The sequence below is a fragment of the Pseudomonas sp. AC070 genome (assembly GCF_979258635.1).
This window is the reverse complement of record NZ_OZ409871.1, coordinates 5,026,455-5,042,468: the sequence shown is the minus strand read 5'-3', so window position 1 is coordinate 5,042,468 and position 16,014 is coordinate 5,026,455. Positions and strand designations below refer to the sequence as shown.

Genomic DNA, 16,014 nt, shown 5'->3' with positions numbered 1-16,014 from the left:
TCGCCGCCTGGGCGCAGCGCTGCTAGTCTTGCCGGTCCAAGTACCCATTAGAACGATGCCGTTATGCTAGGGCGCATTATCCTTCTCTGTGGTCTGACACTCGCCGCTGCCACTCCCGCCGCGGCATTGACCATCTACAAATACACCGACGCCAATGGCGTGGTGACCTACACCGACAAAGCCGCGCCCGGCGCGCAGGTGTTCGTGTTTCGCGACCGCATGGTCGAGCGCCTCGACACCCAGGTGAAGCTGGAAACCAAAAGACACGACGCTGGTGAAACCCTGCTCGTGCGCAACGACCTGTATGCGCCCGTGGAAGTGGAGCTTAGCCTCAATAACGCGGTGAACGTGTCCGGTATGCCGGATAAACCGATTCACTGGGTATTACCGCCGCGCAGCAAAATTCGCCTGCTCACCCTGGCCCCGCGCGACCCCAACCAAGCCATGCGCTACAAACCCAAATTGCGCACGGCGCTGGGCGACCCGCGCTTGCTGCCGATTGCCTACGACTACCCGCTGCCGTGGGTCGGCGGGCCGTTCCGGCAGAGCCAGGGCGCCAACGGCAAATACAGCCACTTCACGCCCAAAGGGCGCTTTGCCATCGACATCGCCATGCCCGAAGGCACGCCCATCGTCTCGGCCCGCGCCGGCACGGTGGTGAAAGTGGAGAACAGCCAGAGCGGGCGCGGCAATAACCCCTCGGGCAACTTTGTGCGGGTGCTGCACGATGACGGCACCATGGGCGTTTACCTGCACCTGATGCGCGGCTCGGTGGTGGTCAACGAAGGCCAACGCATCGCCCTCGGCACGCCGCTGGCGCGCTCCGGCAATACCGGCAACAGCAGCGGCCCGCATTTGCACTTCGTGATTCAGCGCAACATGGGCCTGGCGCTGGAGTCGATTCCCTTCGACTTCGTGCAACCGGTCGACACCTTGCCCAACTTTGCCGTGGGCGGTGAGTGAACCGGCCTGCTAGCCTGTGGGCAGAACGTCGGTTTTAGCCATGAACCGACACCGAGGCAAAGGGTGAGCAATGCGGGTACGTGTACAAGTCATAAGCCTGTTGATGTGCTGGCTGGCAGCCTTCAGCTGCCATGCCGCACTGGTGCAATTGCAAGACGACAGCGAGCCCGTGCGCCTCGGCCCACAGCTTGAATACCTGATCCCCCAGCAACCGCTGCAATTCGTCGACGCCCAGCGCTCGCGCGGCTGGCAAGCCGTGAACGCCGAATCGCTGAACCTCGGCCATCAGGAACAACCGGTGTGGGTGCGCATGCACCTGCTCAACCTCGCCGCCATCAACAACTGGCTGCTGGTGGTGGAATGGCCGATTCTCGACCGCGCCGACGTGCGCCTGTACTACCCCGAAAGCCGCAGCTGGGGAAATGTGCAGTCTGCTGGCGACCACATTCCTTTCAGCAATTGGCCCATGGCCGAGCGACAACTGGTGTTTCCTCTGAAGCTGGAAAAGGCCGAGGAAGCCTGGGTCTATATGCGCATCAGCAGCAAAGAAAACGTGCTGGTGCCCATGCAACTGTTCAGCGAAACGCAATTTCAGGCCCAGGAAAAAAGCCTGCGCATGCTGCTCGGCATGTTCTTCGGCGCCATGCTCGCCATCCTGCTCTACAACGCCGCGCTGTACCTGTTCACCAAACACCGTAGCTACATCTGGTACACCTTGTACCTGCTGGGCGTGATCATCTACGAGCTGAGCATCAGCGGTGTCGGCCCGCTCTACGTGTGGCCCGACCTGGGCGAACCGGCGCGGCAGATCTACGCGCTGTCGGCGATCTGGAGCTTCTTTGCCGCCGCCATGTTCGTGCGCGCCTTCCTGCGTCTGCCGCGCTACGGCGGCTGGCCGCTGTGGACCAACAACCTGCTGGCCTTCTATTGGCTGGCGGCCCTGGTGCTGGTGGTGGTCGAGCCCGATTGGGTGTACTGGATTGGCGTCAACCAGGTCGCCCTGGCCTCGTGCATTTTGGCCTTGGTGGTGGCGGTATTCGCCTGGCGACGCGGCAACGGCTCGGCACCGATGTTTATCCTGGCCTGGACGTTTTTGATCGTCTGCACCTTCGTGCATGTGGCGGCGCTGGAAGGCCTGCTGCCGATTAACCAAGTGACCCTGCGCATGCAAACGCTGGGCTTTTTCGTCGAATTCATTCTGCTCTCCGTCGCCCTGGCCGACCGCCTCAACCGCGAGCGGGCCGCGCGGGTGAAAGCCCAACACAGCCTGCTCGAAGCCCGCGAACAGGCCTTGAGCACCCAGCAGCAAATGCTCGAGGTGCAGCGTCGCACCAACGAAGAACTCGAACTGCGCGTGCAAGAACGCACCGCCGCGCTGCAACGCACCAAGCTCGACCTCGAACAGGCCAACACCGAGCTAACCCGCATCAGCCACACCGACGCCCTCACGCAACTGGCCAACCGCCGCTACTGCGACCAGCAACTGGCGCACCTGAACGACCCGGCGTTGGCGGTGCTGATGATCGACATCGACCACTTCAAACGCATCAACGACACCTACGGCCATCCCTTCGGCGACACCTGCATCAGCGCCGTGGCGCAGGTGCTCAAACAAGCGACACGGCGCAGTGCCGATTTGGCCGCGCGTTATGGCGGCGAGGAGTTCGTGGTGTTACTGCGCGACAGCAACCCCAAGGACGCGTTTGAACTGGCCGAACAGGTACGCCAAGCCGTCGCCGGAATTACCCTGGACAGCGGCATCGAGCCCGTGCAACTCACCGTCAGTATTGGCGTGGCGTGCAACGCACCGGAGCGGGCGCTGGATGTGCAGGCGCTGCTGAGCGCAGCGGATCGGGCGCTTTACGCCGCCAAGCAGGGCGGGCGCAACCAGGTTCAAGGCGTGGCGCCATTGCCGGCGTGATTGATCTGGCCCGTGATCCAGATGTTGATCTGGCTCGTGATCCAGATGTTGATCTGGCTTTTGATCTACCCGCCCCATTCATCGCAGGCCGAGTGGAGTCGACGTGTAGGGGGTTGAGCGGCCGGGAGCCGCGAAAGGAACATCGGGCCATGGATGGCCCGTTGTGACGGCCCCCGGAGCGGCGACGGAAGGAGGGAAGTCGGAGCGCAGCGTAGACCCAAGGTAGGGGCAAGCGTTTTTGCTTACTTTTTCCGCAACTGGAAAAAGTGAGTCGCGCGTAAGGCGCGAAACAAAACGTTCAGCGCACGCGGTAATGAATACATTCGCCACCGCGTAACACGCACTGAAACCATGCGCCCTTGCCAGCACCTGGTGCGCCATCTCCAAGCAGCGCAGGCCATACGCCTATACGCCTCCACATCAACCCCTTGAAAACCCGCAGGTTTTCCCCCTCAGCAAAACCCTGGCACCGACCTTGCTAGATCCCTACCCGAACGGGATGAGTTATTCGCGTCGGCACCGCCGTCACAACGCTGCTCATGACGCTTGGCACACAGGAGCTGTAACCAGAGGCGAACTAGGGTTCCGGTCCACAGGAGTGGACGCTGGTCCGAGAGTTTTCCGGCCCTAAGGAAGAGGGCTACACGGCGGGAGAAAAGCCCGGGAGACGTGATGTCATCCCGTGCCTGTTTCCCTAACGTGTAGGAGTGTTGCCATGACCACGCCGTTGTCTCGCTTCAAGCTTCCTCTGTTGCGCAAAAGCCTGCTCGGGGCTTGCCTGGCCGCTGCCGCCAGCCTGTTGCCGGTCACTTCTCACGCCGTTGAAAAACTGAAAATCGGCACCGTTGTCTGGGCCGGTTACGCACCGTTTTATGTGGCCGACAAACTCGACCTCTACAAACCCCACGGCCTCAAGGTCGAGCTGCAATTTTTCAACGACCCGGCCCTGATTCCCACCGCCATGGTTGGCGGCGCGCTCGATGGCGGCATGTTGACCTACGACCAGGTCGTCGGCGGCGTGGCCAAAGGGCTCAAGCACCGAGTGGTCATGCCCATCGACTTCTCCAACGGTGGCGATGCCATCGTGGCCGACAAATCCATCGCTTCGGTGAAGGACTTCAAAGGCAAAAAAGTCGGCTACAACCCGCTATCGCCCTCTGACTTTCTGCTCGCCTATGCGTTGAAATCCAACGGCATGACCGAGAAAGACATCAGCCCCGTGAACATGACCCCCGAAGGTATTCCCGGCGCCATGGCGTCTGGCAGCTTGCCGGTTGGCGTGACCTACGAGCCGAACGTGTCGCAGATTCTCGGCATGCCGGGCGACAAGTTTCACGTGGTGTATTCCTCCAAAGACGCCCCGGGCCTGATCACCGACGTGCTGGTGTTCGATGAAAAAGTCATCGCCAAACGCAAAGTCGCGATCAACGCGCTGATGCAGGGCTATGTCGATGGTCTGGCGTATATCAAAAGCCACCCGGAAGAGTCCGCCGAAATCATCGGCAAGGTGCTCGGCGTCAGCGCCAAGGAAGCCACCGAGCAAATGAGCGGCGTGTACAACATTCCGCTGGCGGAAATGAGCAAGAACTTCGAAAAGTCCGACGCTACCAGCTCCTTCTTTGGCAGCGGCGCAGTGATCGGCACCTTGCTCAAGGACAACGGCCAGATTCCCGCCGTGCCGGATTTCGCTGCCACGTTTGACGCGTCCTTTGTCGAGGCGCTGGCTAAGTAAGCCGGTATCGATGTCACGTTGCCGGTGCGCAACCCCCTGCGCACCCACGCAACGCCGATGAGACAGGAGCCATCATGTCTGCTCAGATTTTCCGCTACGCCGACGGGAAAATTCCCAATTCACTGGCGTTCGCCTATGTATTCGCCGCCTACTTCGGCGGCCTCGCCCTGCTGTTTTCCGCTCATCTGGGGCTGAACCTGCTCGGCACCTTATTGCTCGGCCACGGCATGATCATCGCGGCCTATCTGATTCACGAATTCGCCCACGGCACTATCTTCGCCAAGCCCAAGCACAACGAATGGGCGGGTGAGGTGTGCAGTTGGCTGTGTGGCAGTTGCTACGCGGGGTTTCAGTACCTGCGCAAGAAACACATGCGCCACCACGTCGACCGCGCCGACGTCATCACCTTCGACACCAAGGCGTTTATGACTGCCTGCCCGGCCTGGCTGCGTAGCATCATTCTGGCGGCGGAGTGGATGTACATCCCGGCTATCGAACTGGTAATGCATTACTACGTGGTGGTGCTGCCCTTTATCACCACAGACGAAAAACACCGCGCCAATCGCAAGAAAGTGCTGCTGACGCTGGCGATCCGCTCGGCCTTGTTTGCGCTATTGGCGGCCGTGTCGTTGAAAGCGCTGGTGCTCTACGCCGTGGCCTGGATGTTGATGCTGACCGTGCTGCGTTTCGCCGACGCCTACCAGCACACCTACGACGCCTTTGCCGTGCTCGAAGACGGCGGCGCGATACCCGAAGACAAAGTGCGCGACCGCGTTTACGAGCAGCACAACACCTACAGCAACGTGGTCTCGGCGCGTTGGCCGGCGCTCAATCTGTTGCTGCTGAATTTCTCGTACCACAACGCCCACCACGAAAAACCGGTGGCGCCGTGGTATCGCCTGCCGGCGTTGCACCGCGAGCTGTATGGCAGCGATTACGCCCAGGTGCTGCCGATGCGCCTGCTGCTCAAAAGCTTCCATGAACACCGCTTGCGCCGCGTGCTGGATGACCACTACGGCGAAGTGGCCGCGCCCGAGCAGCAACGGCGTGCCGATGGTTTTTACGGCGCGGTGGGCGTGTCGTTTCTGACGGCGGTGTAAACCATGAGCCTCGACTACGTTGGCAAAACCGTGGTGCTCACGGGCGCGGCAAGCGGTATCGGCAAAGGCCTGGCCCGCGCGTTTGCCGAGCAGGGCGCACGCCTGGAATTGCTCGACCGTAGCGGCGACGCGCTGGCGGCCGTGGCCGACGAGTTGCAACGCCTGACGCGGGTCAGCACCCATGTGCTGGATCTGGCCGACAGCGAAGCCGTCGCCGCCTACGCCGCCAGCCGCGCCGAACGGCCGCTGGATGTGCTCATCAACAATGCCGGCGTCGAGTACGCCACGCCGCTGAGCGACACCGGCGCCGCCGCCGACGCTCATTGGCAAGCGCTGCTGGATAACAACGTGGCTTCCATGCTGCGCCTGACGCGCGCGCTGCAAGGCCAACTGAAGGCCGGCGCCAGCATCATCAACCAGGCCTCGATCTGGGGCCTGAAAGGCGTGCCGGGCTTTAGCGCCTATGTGGCGAGCAAGCACGCGGTCATCGGCCTGACCCGGTCACTGGCCTGGGAACTTGGCCCTCGGCGCATTCGGGTGAACGCGGTGTGCCCCGGCTGGATCGGCACCGAGGCGGCCATGCGCTCGCTGGCGGTAATGGCGGCCAGCAGTGGGCGCAGTGAAGCGCAAGAACTGGCGCTCATCCTCGCCGCCCAGGCCGTACCTGAATTGCTCACGCCGGCCGACCTGGCAGGCACCTTTTTGTTTCTCGGCAGCGCCCTGGCCCTGCCACTGACCGGGCAAGCGTTGTCGGTCAGCCACGGCGAGGTCATGCACTGATGACGGACTTACCGCTTAAAGGTCAGGTCGCCCTGGTTACCGGCGCCGCCACGGGCATCGGCCGCGCCACGGTACTGGCCTTGGCTGCGGCGGGCGCCAAGGTGTGGATCAATCACCTGGACCAGGAACGCGCCGCCATCGGCTTGGTGGCGCGCATCACCTCGGCCGGTGGCTGGGCGCGGGCGGTGCAGGCCGATGTGTCCTCGGCGCCGCAAGTGGCGGCGATGTTCGAAGAAATTTTCGCCGCTGGCGTGCTGGATATTCTGGTCAACAACGCCGGCATCATTCTGGAAAAACCTTTTCTGGAAACCACCGAGGACGACTGGGCAACGCTGCTTGGCGTCGACCTCAGCGCCGTGTACCGCTGCTGCCGCCATGCGTTGGGGCATATGCAGCCGCGTGGCTCGGGTTGCATCGTCAATATCGCCTCGGAACTCGGCCACCTGGGGCGCGAGAAATACGCGGCGTACTGCACCGCCAAGGCCGGCGTCATCGGCCTGACCAAATCGCTGGCCCGCGAATTCGCCCCGGCCATTCGCATCAATGGCGTGGCGCCCGGTCCGGTGGACACGCCCATGGTCAGCGCCGAACACATGAGCGCCGAAATGATTGCCAAGGAAGTCGCCATTCCCGCTGGCCGCCTCGGCAAGCCCGAGGAAATTGCCGCCGCCGTGTTGTTTCTGGTTTCGCCTCAGGCCAGCTTTTTCCAGGGCCAAATGCTCGGCGCCAATGGCGGCGCGTGGATGGGCTGATGATCAGATTCCTGCTCAAACCCGAAAGCATTTTGCTGCTCGCCGCCGCCATCTGGGGCCTGGGTTGGATGCCGCTGCAACACCTCAGCGGCCTGGGCCTGCGCGGTATGCCGGTGGTGTTGGCCACTTACGGTTTGCTCTGCGTGGTGGCGGTGCCCATTCTGCTGTGGCAGCGCCGTGCCTGGTGGCCTCAGCGCTATGCCTTGCTGGCAATCGCCGTTTGTGGCGGCTGGGCCACGGCGGGGCTGGTCGGCGCCTTGTCCGAGGGCGAAGTGGTGCGCGCCATGCTGCTGTTCTACCTGGCGCCGGTGTGGGCGATGCTCGGCGGCTGGCTGCTGCTCGGTGAGCGCCTGACGCTGCTACGGGTTGGCGCGCTGGTGCTGGCGATGCTCGGCATTGGCCTGACGCTGGGCGTCAGCCGCGACAGTTTCAGTGCCTTCGGCAGCAGCGACTGGCTGGCCCTCAGTGCTGGTCTGGCCTTCGCCCTTAACAACCTCGCCACCCGCCACGCTGAACAGATTCCCTTGGCCAGCAAAGCCGTGGTGGCTTTTATCGGCAGCGCGCTGCTGGCCTGGCTGTTCTGCCTGGCCGAAGGCAGCAGCGTGCTGCCAATGGACGGCTTCACCTGGGCCAAGATCGCCCTCTTTGGCGTGTTCTGGCTGCTGGCCATGGGCGCCGCGCAATACGGTTTTACCCATGTGGAAGCCAGCCGCGCGGCCGTGTTGGCCGTTATCGAACTGGTGGCCGCCGTGCTCAGTTCCGCCTGGTTTGGCGACCGCGAATTGGGCCTGCGCGAATGGTGTGGCGGCGCCCTGGTGTTGGTGGCCGCGCTGATCGCCGCCCGGCCGCCCCGTGAACCTTCTCTTATTTCCTGTGAGGCAAGTCGATGAGCGTCGAACCCAACGCAACCGTACGCATGGACCAACTCAGTTGGGTGGAATACGAGCGCCGCGTGCGCGAGCTGTCGCCCGTGGTGTTTTTGCCCTGCGGCGCCACCGAGCAGCATGGCCCGCACTTGCCGCTGGGCACCGACGCGCTGTTGGCCAGCGCCTTGTGTGAAGACGTGGCCTCCAAGGTTGGCGGCCTGGTGGCGCCGGCGTTGTCTTACGGCTACAAATCGCAGCCCAAATGCGGCGGCGGAAATCACTTTTGCGGCACCACCAGCCTCGACGGGCAAACCCTGATCGCCCTGGTGCGCGACGCCGTGCGCGAGTTCGCCCGCCATGGCGTGAAGCGGCTGGTGCTGGTCGACGGCCACTACGAAAACCAGTGGTTCGTCACCGAAGGCATCGAACTGGCCATGCGCGAGCTGGGCAAAGACACGGCCCTGGAAGTGATGCGCCTGGAGCATTGGGATTTCTGCACCGAGCAGACCCTGGCGGCGGTATTCCCCAACGGCTTCCCCGGTTTTGCCCTGGAACATGCGGCCGTCATCGAAACCTCGCTGATGCTGCATTACCTGCCCAACCTGGTACGCATCGACCTGATTCCCGACGAGCCGCCTGCCGACTTCCCGCCGTATGACATGTACCCGAGCCGCACCGAGTGGGTGCCGGCTTCGGGCGTGCTTTCGTCGGCCAAAGGCTCGACGGCGGAGAAGGGCGCGCGCATGGCCGGCGACATCACCCAGGGCATCGCCCAGGCCGTGCGCAAGGAATTCCGCTTGTGAGCAAGGCGCTGATCGTGATCGACATGCAGCGCGACTTCTGCGCGCCCGGCGGCTATGCCGACACGGCCGGGCTGGACATCAGCCGTCTGCGCGCGCCCATCGAGCCCATCCAGCGCCTGCTCGCGTGCGCCCGTCAGCGAGGGCTGCTGGTGGTGCACACCCGCGAAGGCCATCGCCCGGACCTGAGCGATTTGCCCGAGCCCAAACGCCGCCGCGCTGAACATGCAGGCGCACCGATTGGCCAGCCAGGGCCGCTGGGGCGGCTGCTGGTGCGCGGCGAGTTTGGCCACGACCTGATCGATGAGCTGCAACCGCTGCCCGGCGAGCCGGTGATCGACAAGCCCGGCTATAGCGCGTTTGCCAGCACCGACCTGGAATTGCTGTTGCGCAACCGGGGCATCAGCGAACTGCTGATTACCGGCGTGACCACCGAAGTGTGCGTGTCTTCGACCCTGCGCAGCGCCGTGGATTTGGGCTACGCCTGCACGCTTGTCAGCGATGCCTGCGGCTCGGCCTATCCCGAGCTGCATGCGGCGGCGCTGGCGATGGTCGACGTGGAAGGCGGCTTATTCGGCCGCGTGTGCGACAGCGCGCGTTTGATCACTGAACTGGAGGCACGCTCATGAGCGGTTCGCCATTAACCTGCAGTCCCCTACCCGAGCGTTACCTGGGCGTGTGGCAGCGCACCTTGCTGACCACCACCGACGGCGTGCACGACACCAGCACCCGCGTGTACTGGCTGCAAACCGCGCGGCTTTTTGCCGACCTGCGCATTCCGCTGCCAACGCCCTACAGCGTGCGTGAGCTGACGGCGCAGGGCGGTTTTGCCGGCGTGACCGAAGTGAGCCAGCACGGCGACAAGGAAATCTGCCAATGGCACCGCGCCGTCGACTTCCAACCGCCGCGCGGCAGCGAAGACATCGGCTATATGGACTTTCAAAACGCCGATTGCGTATTCGAAGACGGCCTCGACGGCAGCTACCACGAAGTGTGGGAGCGCTTGCCCGAGTCGCTGGGCCGTAACTGGGGCGTGTGGCTGGTGGCGGCAGATGACCGCCAGGGCAGCCTATTGCTGGCCGGCGACTGCTTTTTGTTTGTTGCCGGGCGGCCAAAACCACTGGCCCCGGCGCCCTCGCTGCAAGCCCTGCTGGATGACGGCGGCAACGCCGAGCGCCTGCTTGAGTGCGAGCTGTCGTTTGGCTGGCATGGAAACGGCCAGACGCCATGGCTGATTGCCCTGTCAACCATTCCAGAGCGCATCGGCGATGTGTTGTTGCCCGCCAGCGTCAGCCCGGATGACAGCAGCCAACTCTGCGCGGCCGACAGGCTGGAACAGCTCGGCCACGTGCCGCCAATCGGCGGTTGGCGCCTGCGCGAGCACCCCGTTTTCCCGTTAGCCGAGGAGGCCGTGCTATGAGCGCGCATCAACCCTTGCCTGAGGTTCAGGCGCCCACCCGGCCGGCCCGCCAACGTTGGTGGGTGATACGTGGCGAGCTGCCGCGCGTCGCGATTTGGAGCCTGGCCACCGCTGGCCTGCTGCTGCCGCTGCTCATCTGGTGGGCGTATACCGCCGCCGGGCTGGCGAACCCGATGTTTATGCCAGGGCCAGACGCGGTGCTGGCGCGGGTAGGGCGCTGGTGGAGCGACGAGGGCTTGCTCGCCGATATCGGCATCAGCATGTACCGCGTGATGACCGGCTTTCTCGCCTCGGCGCTGTTCGCCTTGCCGCTGGGGTTGTACATCGGCACTTACCGGCCGGTGCAGGCGTTTATCGAACCGCTGACCGACTTCATCCGCTATATGCCCGCCGTGGCGTTTATTCCGCTGGTGATGCTGTGGGTCGGCATTGATGAAAGTTCCAAGGTGCTGATCATCTTTATCGGCACCTTCTTCCAGATGGTGCTGATGGTCGCAGAAGACGTGCGCCGCGTGCCGATGGCGCAAATCGAAGCGGCGCAAACCATGGGCGCCAACCGCAGCGAGATCGTCAAACTGGTGGTGCTGCCCTCGGCCCGCCCGGCGCTGCTCGACACGCTGCGCATCACCTGCGGTTGGGCCTGGACGTACTTGGTGGTGGCCGAACTGGTGGCCGCGAACTCGGGCCTGGGTTACGCCATTCTCAAAGCCCAGCGCTATATGCAAACCGACAAGATTTTCGCCGGCATCATTTTGATCGGCGTTATCGGCCTGCTCACCGACCAGGCGTTTCGCTGGCTCGGTCGCGCGGCCTTTCCGTGGTTGAAGAGGTGAGCCATGAGCGACGCAAAGATCAAAATCCGCCAGGTCAGCAAAGTCTTCAAAACCCGCGACCGCGACGTGCAGGCGCTGCAAGACATCAACCTGGATATTCAGCGCAACGAATTCATCACCTTTGTCGGCGCCTCGGGCTGCGGCAAGTCCACGCTGTTGCGCAGCATTGGCGGGCTTGAACAGCACAGCCGTGGCGAAATTCTGCTCGACGGTCGCGCCGTAAACGGACCGGGCATCGACCGCGCCATGGTGTTCCAGCACTACAGCCTGTACCCGTGGCTGAACGTGATGCAGAACATCAAGTTTTGCCGGCAACTGAAGGTGGTGGCCGACACGGTGAAAAGCGACGGCGATGTCGAAGTGGCCAGCGGCCGCGCCGATGCGCTGCTGAATTTGATGGGCCTGTCGGCGTTTCACCAGGCGTACCCGAATCAGCTCTCCGGCGGCATGCAGCAACGTGTGGCGATTGCTCGGGCCTTGATGCCCAAGCCGGAAATTCTGCTGATGGACGAACCCTTCGGCGCCCTGGACGCGCAAACCCGCGAAGTGATGCACGACCTGATCCGCCACGTTCATCGCCTGGAAAAGAGCACCATTCTGTTCGTCACCCACGACGTGGAAGAGGCCATTTACCTGGGCGGTCGCGTGGTGCTGATGGCCCCTCGGCCCGGGCGCATCGACACCATCTACGACGTGCCGCTGCCGGCCGAGCGCAATCAAGACATGAAACTGTCAGCTGAGTTTCTTACCCTCAAACGCGAGATACTGGCGCGTATTCGCGAAACCTCGGGCATGAGCACCGATTTGGAGCTCCTCGAGCAACTGACGCGCACGCAGCCGTTGGCGTTGTAGGCGGCAATCGGCGGTTCCTGCAATTGAGGCTGAAGCCTCTCCCACCGCTGGTGTAGGAGAGGCTTGAGCCTCGAGCTTTTGATTGGGGTTGGCCGCAACTAACCGCCAACCGTCAGGTCTCACCCATGCCCGGCGTGGAACTTGCTTTTCACGCTGGGTAGCGTCACCCCCTTCTAATAAAAACAATCTGCTTACTTCTGAATCGTGAATAATCGCCGCCGCCGAGTGACCGGCCGTGGCTGTGTGTGTCTGTGAGGGATAACGTGGAATTTGCTCTATCAATTGCGCCCTATGCGGGCATTACCGTGATGATTCCGGCCGTGCTGTTGGTGGCCGCCTGGCTCAATTACAGCGCGTCGCGTCGCGTGGCCGTGCTGTGGCTGGCGGTGGTAGTGCTCGCCTATGGTGCGGTGATGTTCAGCAAACTGGCATTCAAGGGCTGGGGTCATGGCTGGGAAGCGCTGAATATTGCGGTGTTCAGTGGCCACGCTATGAACGCCTGCTTGGTAACGCCGGTGCTTGTGAGCCTGCTGGTTCGCCAGTGGCATCCGTTGCTGCGCTGGCCCGCTGCCGGTGCGGCGTTGATCGGTGGTTGGTACTTCAGCGTCACCGTGGTCGCGCCCTATGTGCACCCCTTGCCCGAAGCCATTGCCGGCGCGCTGATCGGCGGCCTGGGCTCCATGACCTTCCTGGCCCTGGCCGAACGCGCGGAAATTCGCCCGTTGCCGGCGCGCGCCATGGCCATGGGTTTCACCGTGATTGCCGTGTGCGCCAGCTTGCCCAAGTACACCGCCGAGGGCTTGCTCAACCACTTCGCCATCACCCTGTCGGGCGCCGAAGAGCCCTATACCAAACCTCATTGGCACAATTCGCCGACCGCGCAATCGTCGCGTTGATCGGCGTAACGGCGCGCGCCTGAACTAATAAAGCGCGGCCGGGGTCTGTAGGTGCGTGTTACCGGCGCACCGCCATCAGCGACCGCTCGGACGGCCCGTTTAGCTGCAGTCAAACGGGTTGCCCACGGCTCGCCGCAGTAGGCGCAAGGATGAACAGGAACGGCCCGCGCGCGACGCTGGCCATGGGCAGTTTCACCGCAACAAACGACTGCAGGGATTCGCTATGAAGCGCCTCGAACTACTGGACTACGGCCGTTTTGTCGCCGCCATCATGGTGGTGCTCTACCACTACACTTTTAACGGCATTGCCAACGGCAAGCTCAGTTCTCTCAGCCATATTCCCGAGCTGATCGAGTTCACCAAATACGGTTATCTGGGCGTCGAGCTGTTCTTTATGATCAGCGGCTACGTCATCTTCTACTCCGCGCGCAACCGCAGCGCCGCGCAGTTCGCCGCCTCCCGCGCTATTCGTCTTTACCCCTCGTACTGGTTCGCGGTGCTGTTCACCAGCGCCATCGCCTGGCAGTGGGCGAGCACCCAGATGCAAGTCACGCCGCTGCAAACTCTGGTGAACCTGAGCATGTTCCAGTCGTACCTGGGCATCGGCCACGTAGACGGCGTGTACTGGACGCTGGTGCTGGAAGTGCAGTTTTACGTGCTGGTGCTGCTGTGCCTGTTCGTGGGCTGGCAGGACCGCCTGGAAATTCTGTTCAGTTGGTGGCCGGTGGTCATGCTGGTGGCCTTGCTGGTCGGCCTTAACCGCGCGCCCCTGCTGGGTGGTTACTTCAGCTACTTCGCCGCCGGTGCGCTGTTCGCCATTCTCAAAGAAAAAGCCAACTGGAAAAGCGCCGCCTCGCTGGCCCTGGCGTTTGGCTTGTGCGTGCGCTTCTCGCTGGAAGTGGCGGGGGAGAAAGCGCTGGAATCCGGCGCGTATTTCTCGCCCGTGGTGGTGGCGAGCATGATCTGCCTGTTCTTCGCCTTCTTCCTCACCCTGAACGTGGAAAAAGTGCAGCAACTGCGCCTGCCGTTCTCGAAAACCCTCGGTGCGCTGACCTACCCGGTGTACTTGATTCACGCGCACTTCGGTTACATGTTCCTCAGCCGCTTCGCCACTGACGAAAACCGCGCCTGGATGTACCCGCTGGCCATCGGCATCGTGCTGGTGGTGGCGTTCTGCATGAATCGCTTTATCGAAGTGGGCCTGGCCGGCATGTGGAAAAAACTGGCTAACCTCACCGTGTACCGCGCGGTCGATGGCGTACAACGACTGTCGGCCGGTGTGCTGCGCCGGCCCGCTTAATTCCTGGAAACGGATGTTCCCCCATGGCCCGCTGGGTACTGCTGATTGTTGCCGCCCTGACCATTCCTGCCGGTGCGTACCTCTGGGCCAAAGCCGAGTATTACCCCGCCGACGTGGTGGACCGCGCTCAAGCCTTTATCACCCTGCTCGAAGCCGGGCAGATGGACCAAGCCCAGGAAATGGCCATCAGCAACGAATACATGGGCCGCACACCCGAAGAATTCGCGGAACGCATGGGGGCTCAGCGCTGCCGCGTTGACCGGGTTGAATGGACCTCGCCGCCGCAAACCAACGGCAACCGCCTGCGCCGCTGGTGGCGGGACGTTGAAGTGGAAATGCCAGAAGTGGCCGTGGAATTCGAGGGCGACTGCCTGCTGCTGGTCAGCATGCGCCGCAGCGCCGATGGCCAATGGCGCGTGTTCAACATCCAGCGCCACGCCGGCTGATCCGCACCCCAGTTTTTGCCTAACCAACGACGACAAAAAACCTAATTTCGCTATGGCCGGTGCGTGGACAGAATGCGGGCATTGGTCGTGGGTGCTGCAAAAGCGCCCTCTCCCCAGCCCTCTCCCGCGAGCGGGCGAGGGGGCAGACCGCAACTGATCGTCGAACTCCGCTCCAGTCCCCTCGCCCGTTTACGGGAGAGAGTTAGGGAGAGGGGCTTTTCCAACGGCAAACCAGGGCGTCCCATGAGCACACCGACCCACACCCGCATTCGCATGTTCAACACCAAGGACACCTACCCCAACCAGACCCTCGACAACGACCTGTGCCAGGCCGTGCGTGCCGGCAATACCGTGTACGTGCGCGGCCAGGTGGGCACCGACTTCGACGGCAACCTGGTGGGCCTCGGCGACCCGCGCGCCCAAGCCGAACAGGCCATGAAAAACCTCAAGCAACTGCTGGAAGAGGCGGGCAGCGATCTCAGCCATATCGTCAAAACCACCACCTACCTCACCGACCCGCGCTACCGCGAGCCGGTGTATCAGGAAGTGGGGAAGTGGTTGAAGGGTGTCTTTCCCATTTCCACTGGTCTGGTGGTTTCTGCGTTGGGACAGCCACAGTGGTTGATGGAAATAGACGTCATCGCGGTCATCCCGGACGACTGGAAATGACCTTCTCAATCGTCGGCCGCTGCGCCGAAACCGGCCAACTGGGCATCGCCATCAGCTCCTCCAGCATCGCCGTGGGCGCCCGTTGCCCGTGGGTGCGCGGTGGTATTGGTGCCGTCAGCACGCAAAACATCACGCTGCCAGCCCTGGGCCCGGAAATTCTCGACCTGCTGGAACAAGGCGCCGGTGCCAGCGAAGCGCTGGACAAGGCTCTGACCACTCACGGCTTCAGCCAGTACCGGCAAGTGACTGTGATTGATCACCACGGCGCCACCGCCTTGTTCACCGGCAGCGAAGCCCTCGGCGTGCACAACGCCGTAGCGGGCGACCAATGTGTGGCAGCGGGCAATTTGCTCTCCAGCCCGCAGGTGATCGAGGCAATGGTTTCAGCGTTTGAAGCCAGCACAGGCGAAGCGCTTGCCGACCGCCTGCTCGCCGCCATGAACGCGGCGATGGCCGCCGGTGGCGAAGCCGGGCCGGTGCATTCGGCGGCAATGTCGGTGGTCAGCGATTTGCTCTGGCCGATTGTCGACTTGCGCGTGGACTGGGCCGAGCACGACCCGATAGGCGAGCTGGGCAAGCTCTGGACCGCCTACCGCCCGCAAATGCAGGACTACGTCACCCGCGCCCTGGACCCCACCAAGGCGCCGAGTTATGGGGTGCCGGGGGACGAATGAACACCTGTGG

17 protein-coding genes and 1 riboswitch are annotated in these 16,014 nt (G+C 63.0%); all 17 genes read left to right on the top strand.

Annotation, left to right across the window (positions count from 1 at the left end):
* Nucleotides 1-63: 63 nt before the first annotated feature.
* The 17 genes from ACZZ0Q_RS22750 to ACZZ0Q_RS22670 all read left to right on the top strand — a co-directional run bounded on the left by ACZZ0Q_RS22750 (nt 64) and on the right by ACZZ0Q_RS22670 (nt 16,004).
* On the top strand, nt 64-963 hold the full coding sequence (locus tag ACZZ0Q_RS22750; protein WP_463540685.1) for a peptidoglycan DD-metalloendopeptidase family protein: 900 nt from the start codon (nt 64-66) through the stop codon (nt 961-963).
* Nucleotides 964-1,033: 70 nt separating this feature from the next.
* Nucleotides 1,034-2,884, top strand: coding sequence for a sensor domain-containing diguanylate cyclase (locus ACZZ0Q_RS22745; protein WP_463560948.1), 1,851 nt, complete (start codon nt 1,034-1,036; stop codon nt 2,882-2,884).
* A 566-nt stretch (nt 2,885-3,450) separates the two neighbouring features.
* A riboswitch (guanidine-I (ykkC/yxkD leader) is annotated at nt 3,451-3,553 on the top strand.
* A 46-nt stretch (nt 3,554-3,599) separates the two neighbouring features.
* Nucleotides 3,600-4,616, top strand: coding sequence for an ABC transporter substrate-binding protein (locus ACZZ0Q_RS22740; RefSeq protein ID WP_122492361.1), 1,017 nt, complete (start codon nt 3,600-3,602; stop codon nt 4,614-4,616).
* Nucleotides 4,617-4,690: 74 nt separating this feature from the next.
* Nucleotides 4,691-5,716, top strand: coding sequence for a fatty acid desaturase family protein (locus ACZZ0Q_RS22735; RefSeq protein ID WP_463540688.1), 1,026 nt, complete (start codon nt 4,691-4,693; stop codon nt 5,714-5,716).
* A 3-nt stretch (nt 5,717-5,719) separates the two neighbouring features.
* Nucleotides 5,720-6,496 carry an SDR family NAD(P)-dependent oxidoreductase gene (locus ACZZ0Q_RS22730; RefSeq protein WP_463540689.1) on the top strand — a complete coding sequence of 259 codons (777 nt, stop codon included), beginning with the start codon at nt 5,720-5,722 and terminating at the stop codon, nt 6,494-6,496.
* Nucleotides 6,496-7,248 carry an SDR family NAD(P)-dependent oxidoreductase gene (locus ACZZ0Q_RS22725; RefSeq protein WP_463540690.1) on the top strand — a complete coding sequence of 251 codons (753 nt, stop codon included), beginning with the start codon at nt 6,496-6,498 and terminating at the stop codon, nt 7,246-7,248. The genes ACZZ0Q_RS22730 and ACZZ0Q_RS22725 overlap by 1 nt, the downstream gene beginning before the upstream one ends.
* The gene (locus tag ACZZ0Q_RS22720) at nt 7,248-8,138 is read left to right on the top strand and encodes a DMT family transporter (RefSeq protein ID WP_463540691.1); all 891 of its coding nucleotides are present in this window, start codon (nt 7,248-7,250) and stop codon (nt 8,136-8,138) included. Before ACZZ0Q_RS22725 ends, ACZZ0Q_RS22720 begins: the two co-directional genes overlap by 1 nt.
* Complete coding sequence (locus ACZZ0Q_RS22715; RefSeq protein ID WP_463540692.1) at nt 8,135-8,917, top strand: creatininase; 783 nt, start codon at nt 8,135-8,137, stop codon at nt 8,915-8,917. The genes ACZZ0Q_RS22720 and ACZZ0Q_RS22715 overlap by 4 nt, the downstream gene beginning before the upstream one ends.
* Complete coding sequence (locus tag ACZZ0Q_RS22710) at nt 8,914-9,543, top strand: cysteine hydrolase family protein (protein WP_463540693.1); 630 nt, start codon at nt 8,914-8,916, stop codon at nt 9,541-9,543. The genes ACZZ0Q_RS22715 and ACZZ0Q_RS22710 overlap by 4 nt, the downstream gene beginning before the upstream one ends.
* On the top strand, nt 9,540-10,334 hold the full coding sequence (locus ACZZ0Q_RS22705) for a hypothetical protein (protein WP_463540694.1): 795 nt from the start codon (nt 9,540-9,542) through the stop codon (nt 10,332-10,334). Before ACZZ0Q_RS22710 ends, ACZZ0Q_RS22705 begins: the two co-directional genes overlap by 4 nt.
* Nucleotides 10,331-11,167, top strand: a complete 837-nt coding sequence (locus ACZZ0Q_RS22700; RefSeq protein ID WP_463540695.1) for an ABC transporter permease — start codon at nt 10,331-10,333, stop codon at nt 11,165-11,167. Before ACZZ0Q_RS22705 ends, ACZZ0Q_RS22700 begins: the two co-directional genes overlap by 4 nt.
* A 3-nt stretch (nt 11,168-11,170) precedes the next feature.
* A complete protein-coding gene (locus ACZZ0Q_RS22695) occupies nt 11,171-12,019 on the top strand; it encodes an ABC transporter ATP-binding protein (RefSeq protein WP_463384399.1) in 849 nt (282 codons plus the stop codon).
* A 263-nt stretch (nt 12,020-12,282) separates the two neighbouring features.
* Nucleotides 12,283-12,915 (top strand): hypothetical protein, encoded by a 633-nt coding sequence (locus ACZZ0Q_RS22690; RefSeq protein ID WP_463540698.1) that lies wholly within the window; start codon nt 12,283-12,285, stop codon nt 12,913-12,915.
* A gap of 223 nt (nt 12,916-13,138) precedes the next feature.
* Nucleotides 13,139-14,215, top strand: a complete 1,077-nt coding sequence (locus ACZZ0Q_RS22685) for an acyltransferase family protein (RefSeq protein WP_463540699.1) — start codon at nt 13,139-13,141, stop codon at nt 14,213-14,215.
* 23 nt (nt 14,216-14,238) lie between these two features.
* The gene (locus tag ACZZ0Q_RS22680; RefSeq protein ID WP_463540700.1) at nt 14,239-14,661 is read left to right on the top strand and encodes a hypothetical protein; all 423 of its coding nucleotides are present in this window, start codon (nt 14,239-14,241) and stop codon (nt 14,659-14,661) included.
* 243 nt (nt 14,662-14,904) lie between these two features.
* Nucleotides 14,905-15,330, top strand: coding sequence for a RidA family protein (locus tag ACZZ0Q_RS22675; protein WP_122492373.1), 426 nt, complete (start codon nt 14,905-14,907; stop codon nt 15,328-15,330).
* Nucleotides 15,327-16,004, top strand: a complete 678-nt coding sequence (locus tag ACZZ0Q_RS22670; protein ID WP_122492374.1) for a DUF1028 domain-containing protein — start codon at nt 15,327-15,329, stop codon at nt 16,002-16,004. Before ACZZ0Q_RS22675 ends, ACZZ0Q_RS22670 begins: the two co-directional genes overlap by 4 nt.
* The last annotated feature ends 10 nt before the right edge of the window (nt 16,005-16,014 follow it).

Bases quoted from the DNA above. Each gene is read 5' to 3' on its own strand.
- ACZZ0Q_RS22720 (WP_463540691.1), top strand. From the start codon at position 7,248: ATGATCAGATTCCTGCTCAAACCCGAAAGCATTTTGCTGCTCGCCGCC.
- ACZZ0Q_RS22675 (WP_122492373.1), top strand. From the start codon at position 14,905: ATGAGCACACCGACCCACACCCGCATTCGCATGTTCAACACCAAGGAC.
- ACZZ0Q_RS22700 (WP_463540695.1), top strand. From the start codon at position 10,331: ATGAGCGCGCATCAACCCTTGCCTGAGGTTCAGGCGCCCACCCGGCCG.
- ACZZ0Q_RS22715 (WP_463540692.1), top strand. From the start codon at position 8,135: ATGAGCGTCGAACCCAACGCAACCGTACGCATGGACCAACTCAGTTGG.
- ACZZ0Q_RS22670 (WP_122492374.1), top strand. From the start codon at position 15,327: ATGACCTTCTCAATCGTCGGCCGCTGCGCCGAAACCGGCCAACTGGGC.
- ACZZ0Q_RS22695 (WP_463384399.1), top strand. From the start codon at position 11,171: ATGAGCGACGCAAAGATCAAAATCCGCCAGGTCAGCAAAGTCTTCAAA.
- ACZZ0Q_RS22725 (WP_463540690.1), top strand. From the start codon at position 6,496: ATGACGGACTTACCGCTTAAAGGTCAGGTCGCCCTGGTTACCGGCGCC.
- ACZZ0Q_RS22685 (WP_463540699.1), top strand. From the start codon at position 13,139: ATGAAGCGCCTCGAACTACTGGACTACGGCCGTTTTGTCGCCGCCATC.
- ACZZ0Q_RS22750 (WP_463540685.1), top strand. From the start codon at position 64: ATGCTAGGGCGCATTATCCTTCTCTGTGGTCTGACACTCGCCGCTGCC.
- ACZZ0Q_RS22745 (WP_463560948.1), top strand. From the start codon at position 1,034: ATGCGGGTACGTGTACAAGTCATAAGCCTGTTGATGTGCTGGCTGGCA.
- ACZZ0Q_RS22740 (WP_122492361.1), top strand. From the start codon at position 3,600: ATGACCACGCCGTTGTCTCGCTTCAAGCTTCCTCTGTTGCGCAAAAGC.
- ACZZ0Q_RS22680 (WP_463540700.1), top strand. From the start codon at position 14,239: ATGGCCCGCTGGGTACTGCTGATTGTTGCCGCCCTGACCATTCCTGCC.
- ACZZ0Q_RS22735 (WP_463540688.1), top strand. From the start codon at position 4,691: ATGTCTGCTCAGATTTTCCGCTACGCCGACGGGAAAATTCCCAATTCA.
- ACZZ0Q_RS22705 (WP_463540694.1), top strand. From the start codon at position 9,540: ATGAGCGGTTCGCCATTAACCTGCAGTCCCCTACCCGAGCGTTACCTG.
- ACZZ0Q_RS22730 (WP_463540689.1), top strand. From the start codon at position 5,720: ATGAGCCTCGACTACGTTGGCAAAACCGTGGTGCTCACGGGCGCGGCA.